Source organism: Streptomyces sp. SAI-127 (assembly GCF_029894425.1).
Taxonomy (GTDB): domain Bacteria; phylum Actinomycetota; class Actinomycetes; order Streptomycetales; family Streptomycetaceae; genus Streptomyces.
In genome coordinates this window covers 8,961,847-8,974,664 of the sequence record NZ_JARXYJ010000001.1, presented here as the reverse complement: position 1 = coordinate 8,974,664, position 12,818 = coordinate 8,961,847, and the positions used below count along the sequence as shown (strand labels likewise).

The 12,818-nt window shown below is 71.7% G+C and carries 15 protein-coding genes; 5 read left to right on the top strand and 10 right to left on the bottom strand.

Features of this window, described 5'->3' with window-relative positions:
• Positions 1-30 precede the first annotated feature (30 nt).
• On the bottom strand, positions 31-444 hold the full coding sequence (locus M2157_RS41245) for a roadblock/LC7 domain-containing protein (protein WP_280856023.1): 414 nt from the start codon (positions 442-444) through the stop codon (positions 31-33).
• Between the two features lie 94 nt (positions 445-538).
• Between M2157_RS41245 and M2157_RS41240 the strand changes: the two genes are divergently transcribed.
• Positions 539-967, top strand: coding sequence for a PPOX class F420-dependent oxidoreductase (locus tag M2157_RS41240; RefSeq protein WP_280856024.1), 429 nt, complete (start codon positions 539-541; stop codon positions 965-967).
• A gap of 28 nt (positions 968-995) precedes the next feature.
• On the opposite strand, the gene M2157_RS41235 is transcribed toward M2157_RS41240, so the two are convergent.
• The 5 genes from M2157_RS41235 to M2157_RS41215 all read right to left on the bottom strand — a co-directional run bounded on the left by M2157_RS41235 (position 996) and on the right by M2157_RS41215 (position 6,064).
• Positions 996-1,598 (bottom strand): ATP/GTP-binding protein, encoded by a 603-nt coding sequence (locus tag M2157_RS41235; RefSeq protein ID WP_266524313.1) that lies wholly within the window; start codon positions 1,596-1,598, stop codon positions 996-998.
• Between the two features lie 198 nt (positions 1,599-1,796).
• The gene (locus M2157_RS41230) at positions 1,797-2,210 is read right to left on the bottom strand and encodes a DUF742 domain-containing protein (RefSeq protein ID WP_266524315.1); all 414 of its coding nucleotides are present in this window, start codon (positions 2,208-2,210) and stop codon (positions 1,797-1,799) included.
• Between the two features lie 22 nt (positions 2,211-2,232).
• Entirely contained in the window at positions 2,233-2,676 is a 444-nt protein-coding gene (locus tag M2157_RS41225; RefSeq protein ID WP_266524850.1) for a roadblock/LC7 domain-containing protein, read from the bottom strand.
• 26 nt (positions 2,677-2,702) lie between these two features.
• Positions 2,703-5,228, bottom strand: a complete 2,526-nt coding sequence (locus M2157_RS41220) for a nitrate- and nitrite sensing domain-containing protein (RefSeq protein ID WP_280856026.1) — start codon at positions 5,226-5,228, stop codon at positions 2,703-2,705.
• 62 nt (positions 5,229-5,290) lie between these two features.
• Positions 5,291-6,064, bottom strand: a complete 774-nt coding sequence (locus M2157_RS41215) for an MHYT domain-containing protein (RefSeq protein WP_280856027.1) — start codon at positions 6,062-6,064, stop codon at positions 5,291-5,293.
• 153 nt (positions 6,065-6,217) lie between these two features.
• Between M2157_RS41215 and M2157_RS41210 the strand changes: the two genes are divergently transcribed.
• Positions 6,218-6,817, top strand: a complete 600-nt coding sequence (locus M2157_RS41210; protein WP_280856028.1) for a class I SAM-dependent methyltransferase — start codon at positions 6,218-6,220, stop codon at positions 6,815-6,817.
• Between the two features lie 6 nt (positions 6,818-6,823).
• On the opposite strand, the gene M2157_RS41205 is transcribed toward M2157_RS41210, so the two are convergent.
• A complete protein-coding gene (locus M2157_RS41205) occupies positions 6,824-7,579 on the bottom strand; it encodes an alpha/beta hydrolase (protein WP_280856029.1) in 756 nt (251 codons plus the stop codon).
• A 108-nt stretch (positions 7,580-7,687) separates the two neighbouring features.
• Between M2157_RS41205 and M2157_RS41200 the strand changes: the two genes are divergently transcribed.
• Complete coding sequence (locus M2157_RS41200) at positions 7,688-8,221, top strand: PadR family transcriptional regulator (protein WP_266524326.1); 534 nt, start codon at positions 7,688-7,690, stop codon at positions 8,219-8,221.
• Between the two features lie 57 nt (positions 8,222-8,278).
• Here the strand turns inward: M2157_RS41200 and M2157_RS41195 are convergent, their stop codons facing one another.
• A complete protein-coding gene (locus M2157_RS41195; protein WP_280868340.1) occupies positions 8,279-9,637 on the bottom strand; it encodes a monooxygenase in 1,359 nt (452 codons plus the stop codon).
• 279 nt (positions 9,638-9,916) lie between these two features.
• Between M2157_RS41195 and M2157_RS41190 the strand changes: the two genes are divergently transcribed.
• On the top strand, positions 9,917-10,213 hold the full coding sequence (locus M2157_RS41190; protein ID WP_280867692.1) for a hypothetical protein: 297 nt from the start codon (positions 9,917-9,919) through the stop codon (positions 10,211-10,213).
• Between the two features lie 135 nt (positions 10,214-10,348).
• Positions 10,349-11,326 carry a hypothetical protein gene (locus M2157_RS41185; protein WP_280856032.1) on the top strand — a complete coding sequence of 326 codons (978 nt, stop codon included), beginning with the start codon at positions 10,349-10,351 and terminating at the stop codon, positions 11,324-11,326.
• Positions 11,327-11,379: 53 nt separating this feature from the next.
• On the opposite strand, the gene M2157_RS41180 is transcribed toward M2157_RS41185, so the two are convergent.
• On the bottom strand, positions 11,380-11,562 hold the full coding sequence (locus M2157_RS41180; protein ID WP_280856033.1) for a hypothetical protein: 183 nt from the start codon (positions 11,560-11,562) through the stop codon (positions 11,380-11,382).
• Between the two features lie 132 nt (positions 11,563-11,694).
• Positions 11,695-12,753: an acyl-CoA desaturase gene (locus M2157_RS41175; RefSeq protein ID WP_280867691.1), complete on the bottom strand. Its 1,059-nt coding sequence runs from the start codon at positions 12,751-12,753 to the stop codon at positions 11,695-11,697.
• Positions 12,754-12,818: the final 65 nt, after the last annotated feature.

The following is a 12,818-nucleotide window of genomic DNA, read 5'->3' as shown; positions in this document are numbered from 1 at the left end:
TAACTCCTGGTGGACCCAAGAACATGCAGGTCAGAAGTCCGGCGCCGGACTCCGCTCGGGTCGGCGGGCGTCCACGTCGAGGTGCTCGCCGACCCGGTTGACGAGCAACGTCATCTCGTAGGCGATCTGGCCGATGTCGGCGTCCGAGCCGCTGAGCACGCACAGACAGCTGCCGGTGCCCGCCGCGGTGACGAAGAGCACCGCGTCGTCGAACTCGATCATCGTCTGCCGTACTTTGCCCGCGCCGAAGTGGCGTCCCGAGCCCTTGGCCAGGCTGTGCAGTCCGGACGAGACGGCGGCGAGATGTTCCGCGTCCTCGCGGCGCAGCCCCGTGCTGGCGCCCGTGACCAGCCCGTCGTTGGACAGCACCAGCGCGTGCCGAACATGGTCGACGCGCTCGGTCAGATCGTCCAGCAGCCAGCCGAGCCCCTGCTTCTCCGGCATGTGTCCCGTCTCCCCGTGTGACGTCTCCTCCTGCCCGGAGGATCTCCACACAAGCCTTCCCCACGGCCGTCAACGGGGCAAGGAGAATGGGGACATGGCACAGAAGATGACCGATGAGGAATGGCGGGAGTTCGTCTCGCACGGCACCCGCACCGGCAAGTTGTCGACCGTCAGGGCCGACGGGAGCCCGCATGTGGCACCGATCTGGTTCGTGCTCGACGGTGACGACGTGGTGTTCAACACCGGAAAGGCCACCGTGAAGGGGCGCAACCTGGCACGGGACGGGCGTGTCGCCCTGTGTGTGGACGACGACCGGCCGCCCTTCGACTACGTGGTGCTCCAGGGCCGGGCCCGGATCTCGGAGGATCTCGACGAGGTCAGGCACTGGGCCGGGCGGATCGGGGCGCGGTACATGGGCGAGGAACGGGCCGAGGAGTTCGGCGCCCGCAACGGCGTTCCGGGAGAACTCCTCGTCCGCGTGCGGATCGACAGGGTGCTGGCACAGAAGGCCGTCGCGGAGTGACGTGCCGGTGAGCGGCCCTCCGTCCTGATCAGCCCACCGAGTCGAGCAGCCGGGCGGTGTGCATCCGCCCGGCGTACTCGACCAGTCGGATCAGCACCTCCTTGCCCGAGTCACGGTCCCGTGCGTCGCACAGCACCACGGGCGTGCCCTGATCGAGGTCGAGGGCGCGCGAGACGTCGTGGGCGCCGTAGGTCCGGGCACCGGCGAAGCAGTTGACGGCCACCACGAAGGGGATGTGCCGGTGCTCGAAGTAGTCCACGGCCGGGAAGCAGTCCTCCAGGCGCCGGGTGTCCGCGAGGACGACGGCGCCCAGGGCCCCTTGCGACAGCTCGTCCCACAGGAACCAGAAGCGGTCCTGCCCCGGGGTGCCGAAGAGGTAGAGGGACAGGCCGGAGCGGATGGTGATGCGTCCGAAGTCCATGGCCACCGTGGTGGTGACCTTCTGGTCCACGCCGTCGGTGTCGTCCACCAACTGGCCTGCCTCGCTGAGCAGTTCCTCCGTGCGCAGCGGCCTGATCTCGCTGACGGCGCCCACCAGGGTGGTCTTGCCCACGCCGAACCCGCCGGCGACCAGTATCTTCAGCGCGAGGGCGGTCGTGTCGCCCTGGGCGTCGGAGTTCTCGGAGACCATCGATCACTTCTCTCGGGAGGGCCGGCAACGGGCGGCTACGTCGGTACGGGGTCGCGAAGGCAGCATCATGACAACTGGAGTTCCGCTGCGAGTGGTTGGACCGCTTATTGCCCGTTGCGAACGACTCGTGCCCGATCGGTGTCGGAAAGGGTGCACGAGTCGGTGCCGTACCGGACCGCGGTGGTTCTGAACGTTCATCTACAGCGCCCGGAGCCCTTCGATCACTTCGCGCAGAATCCGTTCGTCGGGCAGCTGCGCGGGCGGCACCGGGCGGCTGACCGTGACACAGCCGAGTTCCAGGAGGTCTCCCAGGAGCACCCTGACCACGCCCACGGGCAGGTCGGCGCCCGCGGAGAGTTCCGCCACCGACTGCGTCTCCGTGCGGCACAGGTCGATGAGGGCACGGTGTTCGGGCCCGAGCGCCGTGTCGTCGCCGGCTCCGGGCGCGCCCAGGTCCAGGGTGACAAGGGCGATCAGGTCGAAACGCACCCCGCTGGGGCCGGGTTTGGTGCGTCCGCCCGTCATCGCGTAGGGGCGGACGAGGGGCCCGGCCTCGCCGTCGTACCACTGGCTGCCCGGTTCGTACGGGACGCCCTCCATGTCCTCGGTCATCTGAGCCGACCGCCCTTCCCTCTCATCCTGCCGCGGGTGGCCGCGCGCCGACGCGCGGTGGCGTGTAGAGGTGCTCGCCGACCCGCTTGACCAGCCGTGCCATCTCGTAGGCGACCAGTCCTATGTCCGCGGTCACAGCGGTGAGGACGGCGAGACAGGAGCCGTCTCCCGCGGCGGCCACGAACAGGAAGCCGTCGTCCATCTCGACCATGGTCTGGCGCACTCCCCCGGCGCCGAAGTGCCGGCCCGCCCCCTTGGCCAGGCTGTGGAAGCCGGAGGAGACCGCGGCGAGGTGTTCCGCGTCCTCGCGGCGCAGGTCCGTCGAGGCCCCCACGGCGAGACCGTCGTTGGAGAGCACCACGGCATGCCGTACCTCGCTCACCCGCAGCACCAAGTCGTCCAGCAGCCAGTCGAGTTCGCCGGACCTTCCCCACTCCCGGCTTCGCTCGCGCGGGGGGACTCCCATGTCGGCCCTCGTACTCGGGTCCTGGATCATCCTCGGTCTCCTTCGCTGCTGTCTCTGCCCGCTGGGGAATCAGGGGTGGCACCACGGCCGGGACGCCTGCCGCCGCCGCGCGCCCAGCCGTCCCGGTATGCCGCCATCCGGTCCCGGACCATCTCGGGTGTACGGCCGTCGTCGTCCCGGCCGGCGGCTGCCGGGACCGGTTCCTCGGAGCGCTGTTCGCGCAACTGGGGAGCGAGGTGCGCCTGCCGTACCCGGCGGGGGAGGTCGTCGGACTCCTCCGGCTCGTCGGGCGGGCGGTGCAGACGCAGGGTGGTGACTCCGGAGGGCGGTGTACCGGTCGTTCCCCGGTCCGCCGAGGCCGTCAGGGGAGCCACCAGGGCGGGCCGCTCGGCCGGGGCGGGGACGGACTCCTGGTCCCGTTCGGCGGCGGCCACGCGCGCGTACTCGCGTTCCGTGAGCCGTTCCCGGTCCGCGGCCTCGGCGGGGGAACGTTCCGCCGCCTTGATGTGCAGCAGCGCCGTGGGCAGCAGGACGACCGCGGTGGTACCGCCGTAGGGCGAGGTGCGCAGGTGCACCTTGATGCCGTGCCGGGCCGCGAGCCTGCTGACCACGAACAGACCGAGCCGGTCGCTGTCGAACAGGTCGAGCGCCTCGGACTGCTCGATGCGCCGGTTGGCCTCCGCGAGGGTCTCCTTGCCCATGCCCAGACCGCGGTCCTCGACCTCGACCGCGTAGCCGTTGCCGACGGGCTCGCCGGTGACCCGCACACGCGTGTGGGGCGGTGAGAACTGGGCGGCGTTCTCGATGATCTCGGCCAGCAGGTGGGTGAGGTCGGCGACCGCCGCGCCGACGACGGAGGCGTCGGGCAGCTGACGCACCTCCACGCGCGCGTAGTCCTCGACCTCGGAGACGGCCGCGCGGACCACGTTGGTCAGCGACACCGGCATGCGCCAGGCGCGGCCGGGTGCCGCTCCGGAGAGGATGATCAGACTCTCGGCGTGGCGACGCATGCGGGTGGTGAGGTGGTCGAGCCGGAAGAGGTCGCTCAGTTCGTTCGGGTCGTCGGAGCGGCGCTCCATGCTGTCGAGCAGGCTCAGCTGGCGGTGGACGAGGACCTGGCTGCGGCGGGCGAGGTTGACGAAGACCCCGGAGATGCCGCTGGCGAGTTCGGCGCGCTCCACGGCGGCCCGCAGTGCCGCGCGGTGCACGGTGGTCAGGGCCTCGGCGACCTGACCGGCCTCGTCCTCCGCGGGCGGCCCTGGCGGGGCCTCGGACTGGATGTCGATCTCGTCGCCGGCCCGCAGCCTCCCCATGGCCTCGGGCAGCTTGCGGCGGGCGATCTCGAGGGCGCTGTTGCGCAGGCTCACCAGCTCGACGACGAGTCCGCGCCCGATACGCACGGAGATGACGAGCGACGCGGCGACGGCCATCAGCCCGAGCAGGACCGCGGCGCCGGCCGGGGTGAGCAGCCCCCGGGTGAACGGGTCGGCGCGGTGGGCGACACCGCTGCCCGCCGCCTGTTCGACGGTCCGCATGCCGCGCTGCACACGCGTGTGTGCCGCCTGCCAGGTGGCCTCCGGCGTCGACTCGACGGCCCGGGCGCCGGGGGCGGCCGCGAGTGTCCGGTCCTCGGCGGCGGTCACGGTGGCGTACGCGCCGCTGTCGGCGACCTTCTGCCAGGCGGCGCGGTCGGAGCCGCGCAGGTCGGCCACGGCGCCCTCGGTGAGCGCCCGGCGGGTGTCGACGGCTCCGGTGAACAGCCGCAGCCGCTCACCGGCGAGAACGCCCGCGAGGCGCCCGCTGGCCAGCACGACGTCCTCCTGGGCCAGCGACTCGCCGGCGCGGGAGAACTCGAGCAGCACGCGCGCGTCGGAGCCGAGGTCGGCGTCCTGGATGCCGGTGAGGGCGCCGCCCACCGCGAAGGCACCGGCGATGGTCCTGGTGTAGCGGCCGTACGTCTCGTCCCATCCGGCGCTGCGGTCCAGAACGGCGGCGCGCACGGAGCGCAGTTGTTCGGCACCGGTCACGAAGATTTCGAGCCGCTGGGCGACACCGGCGGGCAGTTCCTCGCTGTCGGCGACCGTGTTGCCGTCACCGAGCCGCAGCCGTGCCACTGCCTGGTCGGTGCGCTCGGCGAGCTTGCGGAGGTCGTCGCTCTGCGCGGCGGACGGGTCGGTGGCATAGCGGACCGCGGCGGCACGCTCCGCCTGGAGCGCGGTCACGGCGTCGGTGACGGGAGAGCGGACGGTGTCGTCCACGCGCTGCAACTGGCGCAGCCGGGCCACGTCCTGGGCGGTGGTGACCGTGGCGTACGCCCAGAGCGCGAGCAGCGAGACGACGGGCACCATGAGCAGGCAGACGATCTTGGCGCGGACCGTGCGGGGGCGTATCCGCCAGTGCCCCGCGCGCACGGGTATGTCCTCCGGCAGGGTGCCCGCCGGGTCGTCCGGGTTTTCTTCGGCCGGTCGTCCGGCATGTGCGCGTCGCCCGCGCGCGGGTGTCTGGAACGGCGTCTCGGCGCCGGCTGTGGGGGTCCTACGCGGTGTACGCATGGCCTCCTCGATCGGGAGTGGTTCGGGGGCGTGTCGTCGGGCCGTGCGGCCCGGATCCGCCGCTAGGAGGGGATGCTCTCGACCGCGCGCTGAGCCGAGGCGGTTGCCTCGCGCTCTCCTGTCGTGGGCGACAGGGCGACGAAGGCCGAGGTCAGGAACAGGTAGGAGCCGAGGCCGACGGCGAGCGGGAAGATGAACTGCATCGCCGTGGCCCCGGGCAGGACGGCGCCGGAGGGGGAGACCCGCACACTCACCGCGAACATCCCGGTGTAGTGCATGCTGCTGACCGCGGCGCCCATGATGAGGGAGGCGATGGTGACGGCGACGGGCGACTTGATGTTGAGCGCCGCCCACAGGGCCGCCGTCGCCGCGACGACGGCGATGAGGACGGAGAGTCCGACCAGCACCGGGTCGTAGTCGACGCCGCCGTGCAACCGTACGGCCGCCATGCCCAGGTAGTGCATGCTCGCCACGCCCAGGCCGGTGGTGAGCCCGCCCAGGAAGAGCGAGCGGACCCGGTCACGGCCGTAGCCGACCGCGAAGACCCCCGCAGAGACGACGACCATCGCGACCAGGAGGCTCGCGATGGTCAGGGGTACGTCGTAGCGGATGTCGGTACCGCTGACGCTGAAGCCGAGCATGGCCACGAAGTGCATGGTCCAGATGCCGGTGCCGATGGCCGAGGCCGCGGTGATGAGCCAGTTGCGGCGCGAACGCCCGGTGGCGCCGAGCGCGCGGACGGTACAGCGCAGGCCGAGCGCGGCGCCGATACAGGCCATGACGTACGAGAGCGTGGGCGTCAGCCAGCCCAGGGCAGCGTGGTCCAGGTGTCCCATGGCCAAGGGACGCTAGTGGGGGCAGGGGCGCACAAAGAGGGCGCATTTCGAAAGGTGTTGCAATATGACGCAGAGATGCATCTGAACGATCGCGTCACGCTCGAACGTGTGCACACAAACCCCCATCCGTGTCGGTGAGAGATCATGCGGAACATGAGCGACGACCACACACATGTCCAGGAGTTCTTCTCGGCCCGTGCCGCCGACTGGGACAGCCGGTTCCCGGATGACGGTCCGGCCTACGCCGCCGCGGTCGCGGAGCTCGGGCTGCGCGTGGGCGACCGCGTGCTCGACGCGGGCTGCGGCACCGGACGAGCCCTGCCGCCCCTGCGTGCGGCCGTGGGGCCCTCGGGAGTGGTCGTGGGGGCCGATCTGACCCCGGCCATGCTGGAGGCCGCCGTACGGGCCGGGCGGGATCGGGACGGGCGGCTCCTGCTCGCCGACGTGGCCGCGCTGCCGCTCCGCTCCCGGTCGCTCGACGCCGTCTTCGGAGCGGGCCTGATCTCCCATCTGCCCCGACCGGCCGAGAATCTGCGCGAGTTGGCCCGGGTGGTACGGCCGGGCGGCGTCCTGGCGCTGTTCCACCCGATCGGCAGGGCGGCGCTCGCCGCACGCCAGGGGCGCCGGATCACCCCGCAGGACCTGCGCGCGGAGTCCAACCTCCGTCCCCTGCTGGCCGGTTCGGGGTGGCGGATGACGTCGTACGCCGACGAGGACGCCCGCTTCCTGGCCCTGGCCGTCCGCGAGGACTGACCGGGCTCACTCCGTCCCGGCGACCGCCGCCGCGAAGGCGTCGGGGTTGTCGAGCATGACGTTGTGCCCCGCGCCGGGGACGGTCACCACTCGCACTCCTGTCGCCTCCAGTGTCTTTCGCCCCTCCAGTTCACCGCTGACCTCGCCCTGGAGATACACGCGGTCGATGGACAGCCCTTCGAGGATCGCGCGCATCATGGGCGCCGATCCGCGCCTGAGCCCGGTCGCGCTGCGGTGCAGGGCGCGCGGGTCGGCCAGTCGCATGGTCGCCGCCCACAGAGGGCCGGCCTTCTCGAGCACGCGCGCGTGGGCGCCGGCGACGAAGTCGTCCTCCTCATAGGCGTCGATCCAGGTGCTGCCCGCCGTGGCCGGAGGCGAGGCGTCGAGGTTGGCCTCGGTGAGGACCAGCCGGGAGACGAGTTCGGGCCTGCGGTGGGCGAGCACGAGCGCGACGGACCCGCCCATGCTGTGCGCGATGAGTTCGACGCCGGTCAGATCCGCGGCGTCCAGAGCGGCGGCCAGGGCGTCCGCGTGGTCTTCCAGCGTGTATCCGAAGTCCTCGGGGCGGTCGCTGATCCCGTGCCCGGGCAGATCGACGAACAGGCTGCGCCGACCCGCGAGTTCGGGCCGGGCCGCGATGTGCGCGTGATAGACGGTCGAGATCGATCCCAGCCCGTGCACGTACACGCGTGCCGGCTCCTCGCCGGGCGTCTCGGTCCAGCGGATGCAGCTTCCCTTGCCGTCGAACTCGGCATGCTTCATGGTGCCCTCCCTCGATGTGCCACCGAGGACAATACATCGTCACCGATGTATAGCGAAGCATAGGTAATGCGGCAGGGATGTACAGCGCCGATGCGGCAGAATGTGTGCATGCTGGAGCTCGCCATCCTCGGATTCCTCTACGACACCCCGCTGCACGGTTATGAGCTGCGCAAACGCATCACAGCGCTGGCCGGTCACGTGCGGCCCGTGGCCGAGAGCACGCTGTATCCGGCGATCAAGCGTCTGGAGAAGGCTGGGCTGCTGGCGCGCGCGACGGAACCCGGTGCCGTGGCCGCGCCTCGCCATGTCCTGACGCTCACCGATGAAGGCCGTCAGGAGTTGCGCCGCCGGCTCGCCGAACCGGCCGCGCGCGACATCACCGACGAGAACCGGTGGTTCACGGTCCTCGCCTTCCTACGGCACCTGGACGACGCGGGCGCGCAGGCGGCCGTGCTGCGGCGCCGACTCGCCTTCCTGGAGGAGCCGGCGAGCTTCTTCTACGAGGGCGACCGGCCGCTGAGCGCCGAGGAGTTGGACGATCCCTTCCGGCGCGGTGTGCTGACCATCGCGCGCGCCACCTCCCGGGCCGAGCTCAGCTGGCTGCGGGAGACGATCGCGTCACTCGACGGGGCCTCTTCGTAGGCGTGGCCGAGCGCCGGAGGATCGGCACCGAAGCGCACAGCCCGAGTGAGCTGATCACTACGCCCGGGACCCGGGCTCCTCCGGTGCCGCGGGCGGCTCGGTGGGCGTCGGCGAGGGTGGCCGGAAGAGGACGGCCCGGGCGACGGGCGGAGCGAACAGGGCGGTGACGGGCGCGGAGAGGGTCAGCACGGCACGGAAGGCCCGCCCCACGACAGGGTCGCCCGGGGCCCGTTCCTGGACGCGCCTCAGGTACCAGCCGGCGACCTGGTCCGCGGGCCCACCGTCGATCGCCGTGCCGACCGCGCCCGGCATCTTGCGGTCCGCCCCGGCGGAGATGTCCCACGCCAGCCGGGACGCCGCGAGGAGCGCCTGCTGCACACGCCGTGTCGTGGGCGTCCGGCGCCGGTCGGCCAGCGCGTCACGCAGGGCGACCGCGCTCATCGCGGCAACGGCCATGCCCTGCCCGTAGATCGGGTTGAAGGTGCACAGGGCGTCGCCGGTGGCGAGGAACCCCGCCGGATGGCCGGGAAGGTCGTAGCGGCGGCGGATGTTCGCGGTCCGTCGGAAGCCGAAGGCCGGGGAAAGCGGTTCGGCCTCGTCCAGCCACCGATGCAGGAGCGGATGCGGCAACCTCTTGGCGTACGTCACGAACTCGTCGTCGTCGGTGGGCGGTTCGTCACCGCGCAGGCCCGAGACGATCACCAGGTGGCTGCCGTCCTCCAGTGGCAGTGCACCGCCGGCGTGCACCTGCTCGGGGTCGGGATAGGCGTAGTAACCGCGGGTCTCACCGTCGAGGGCGCCGTTCGTGCCGCGGTAGACGCGGGAGGCGTAGGCGAGTCCCGTGTCGATGGTCTCCTCCTGCGGGCCCTCGGCGCCGATCGCCGCAAGCCACTGCGGACCCTTCGTGCCGCTGCCGGAGGCGTCGACGACCAGATCGGCCTCCCGGGGCCGGGACTCCGCACGGGCGTCGCCGGAGCGGTCCCGCACCAGCACACCCCGCACGCGCGAGGCGTCACCGAGGAACCCGACGACGTCGGTCCCCGCCAACACGCTGATCACCGGGTTGGCGAGAACCCGCCGCCGCACCAGGTCCTCCAGCTGCGCGCGGGAACCGGTGTAGATGTGTGTCGTCGCGGGCAGCCGGCGGAACCAGCGGCCGGTCTGCCACATCACCATGTCCGACGGCATGCCCACCCGAGGCGCCCCCGCCTCCCGCAGCTCCGTCAGGAATCCCGGCAGCAGCGACTCCATGGCCACCTGCCCGCCCTGCAGCAGGACGTGCGGATGCCGGCCCTGCGGCACACCGGGCCGCGGCTGGGGGCCGTCCGGCAACCGGTCGCGCTCGACGACGGTCACCCGGTCGGCGTGCCCGGCCAGGACGTGCGCCGCGAGAAGCCCAGCGAGGCTTCCGCCCACGACGACGGCGTGCCGACCGCCCCGGTCGCCGCTCGCGTCCCAACGGGCCTTCTCTCCGGCAGAGTTCACCGAACCACTCCCCTGGTAGTCATGTCGCGAGAAGGCACAAGTATCCCGTCCCGCAAGACGGGTTGGCCGTTTTCCGGCCCTTCCGAGCGTCACCCGGACTGAGGCTTCGCCGCCCCATGCCCCTTCTGCGGCGAGGGCTCCGACCTTACGTTGAGTAGCAGAAGATGAACGTTCGACAGGACCACGTCGCTCAGGGGGAAGGTAGTCGCCATGTGGGGCAGGATCCGCAAGTCCAGCGTCAGATTCATGAATGGGTCGCGCACCGAGGAGGCCGCCGGCCGGGAGGGCCGCACGCACAATCTGTTCGAGGCCGCCGCCGCGTACGTCTCGGCCTGCGCGGAGGACGATCAGGACCGGATCGACGAGGCCTCGGCCTGGGTATCGCCGGAGGCACTGTCGTTCGGGGTCAACGAGCTCGCGTGCCGGGCCGTCATCGCCCTCGCGCGGGAGCGCGACGAGTCGCCGCGTACGGTGGCACGTGCGCTCCTCGGACTGCCGGCGGCGTGACTCGCCGGCAAGGGATGGTCGATTCGCCCCGTGCAGCCGGAAAACTGCAGCTCCGGGTGTGCTTGGGAGTCGTGACAAGGGCCTTCCGCGCACACTAGGGTGCGCGCCGTTGGACGAACCGATGGGGAGGCTGGGATGGCCGGGACGGACGAGGACGCCGTCGCCGCTGCGGACGACGCGCTCTATGTGCTGACGGCGGTGCTGCTGACGCCGGCGAAGTTCCCGAGCGTGCTGGGCGACGACTATCCGGAGGCCTGCGCGGCGCTCGGGCTGGCACCGCTGGCCGACGGGTACGGCCTGGTGCTCGGCCAGGACAGCGGCGGTGCCCGATGGACGGTCGTCATCGACGACGTCTCATTGGTCGCCGTCGCCATCGCGTCCTGGGACTGCGGCATGGAGTACGACCTGTCGCCCGACGAGCGCACGGTCGTGGCCGCGCTGCCCGGCTGGCCGCTGGCGGTCGCTGTCGCCGCGCCCGGTGTGCCGGCGCCGCACGACCCCGATCCCGAGGCCGGCGACGGCCCGCCGCTGGCGCCGCCGGACACGTCCACGTGGGGATCCGCCCAGCGGCGGCTGGGCGCCGACGAGATCGCGCTCCAGTGGGCGATGTGGCGGGAGCAGATCAACGACGCGGACTTCTCGAACCCGAACGGCGGGTCCACCGGGGGCGACAAGGCCGTGGCCGGCAAGGTCTCCGACGGCGAGACCGCGGACAGCGATGCCCCGCAGGACACGGCCACGGGCGACGAGGGCTCGGCCCACGAGGGCTCGGGAGAAAAGGCTGCGGGAGACCAGGCTGCTGGAGACAAGATTTCGGGCGGTGCCGAGAAGAAGGCGCGCAAGGGCCACAACGGCATCCGGCGTGTCCTCGCGGAGGCTCGCGCCTACGTGGATTCGCCGCCGCCCCTCGGGCGGGTCCGGTCGTCCTTCGCGTCGGGAGACGCGCGGACCCTGCGCGCCGACGGTCCCGGCTGGTCGCTGGTGGCCAGGACCGACGACATCGCGTTCGTGCTGCTCGATGACGAGCCCGGGGAGGTCCTGCCGGTGGGCCGGGGCCCGGAGCTGCCGGGGCTGCTGGAAGCGCTCGACAAGATGGCCGTACGTCCCAGTTGAGCCGCCGCGCCGCACCGTCCGGGCCTGTCGTGCTCCCGGCCGGTGCGGGTGCGTCAGCGGCCGAGTTCCTTGCGGGTGACGCGGCGCAGCCGGCGCCGCTGCGAGGGGTCCAGGGTCAGGTACGCGGCGGCCGGGACTCCCAGGATGATCAGGACCGAGGCCCACCAGGGCAGCCAGAACAGCAGGAGCAGCCCGACCGCAACTCCCCCTGCGGCGATCTTCGCGTTCTTCGACATGTGCGTCGCCTCCTTCGCGGCGGTTGCCGCTCTCTGTCCAGAGAAACGGGTCCGCGCCTCTGGCAGTTCCGAACCGCGACCCTGAGACATCCCTGAGACCTCGCCCTGAGACGCCCCGGATGGGCGCGCTTCCTAGCGGTCCGCCCGCAGTGGCTCGCCCACCTCGTGCATGTGGCCAAGGGCCTGTCGGTAGGAGTCGACGAGTCCGGTCTCCGTATAGGGGATACCCAGATCCCGGCAGTGGGCGCGCACCAGTGGCTGTGCGAGGCGCAGATGGGGCCGGGGCATGCTGGGGAAGAGGTGGTGCTCGATCTGGTAGTTGAGGCCGCCGAGGAACCAGTCGGTGAGGGTGCCGCCGCGGATGTTGCGGGAGGTGAGCACCTGACGGCGCAGGTGGCCCCAGGACTCGCCGTCCGGGTCCGGCATCTCCATGCCCTTGTGGTTGGGGGCGAAGGCCATCCCGAGGTGCAGGCCGAACAGCGCCTGGTGGATCGCGGCGAAGGCCAGCGCCCTGCCGGGGGACATGGTCGTCAGCAGCAGGGTGGCGTAGGCGGCGAGATGGCCCACCAGGAGGGCGCCCTCCACGGCACGCTCCCCCGGCGCCTGTCGGCGCAGGTCCCTGAAGCCCTGGACCTTCAGGGCGACGCCTTCGAGGAGAGTGAGCGGGAAGAACAGCCATGCCTGATGGCGGGTGAGCCAGCGCCTGAAGCCCGTACGTCCCTTGGCCTGCTCGCCGGTGAAGACGAGGACGTCCGCGGCGACGTCGGGGTCCTTGTCGATGTGGTTGGGGTTGGCGTGGTGGCGATGGTGTTTGTGGTTCCACCAGGAGTAGCTCATCCCGAGCAGCAGGTTGCCGTGGACAAGGCCGATGGTGCGGCCGGCCGCCTTGTCGCCGGTGATCTGCGCGTGGCCCGCGTCGTGGCCTATGAAGGCGGTGCGGGCGGAGAACACGGCGAGGAGTGGGGCCAGCAACAGGGTCCGCCAGGAGTCGCCGGACAGGGCGACGGCGGTGACGAGACCGGCGAGGGCGAGTGCGTTGACGGCGATGGCCCGGGCGTACCAGCCGTGGCGGCGGTCCAGGAGGCCCTGGCCCTTCACCGCGCGCAGGAGGGGTGCGAACTCGCTTCCGCCGGGCGGGGAGCCGGACGTACCGCGCGGGCGGGGTGCGACGGTTGCGGTGCTCTGCGGCATGTCCGGGCTCCGGCTCTCTCAGGAAACGTGCTGACCTGAGGAAACGTACGGACCGGTGACCGGTC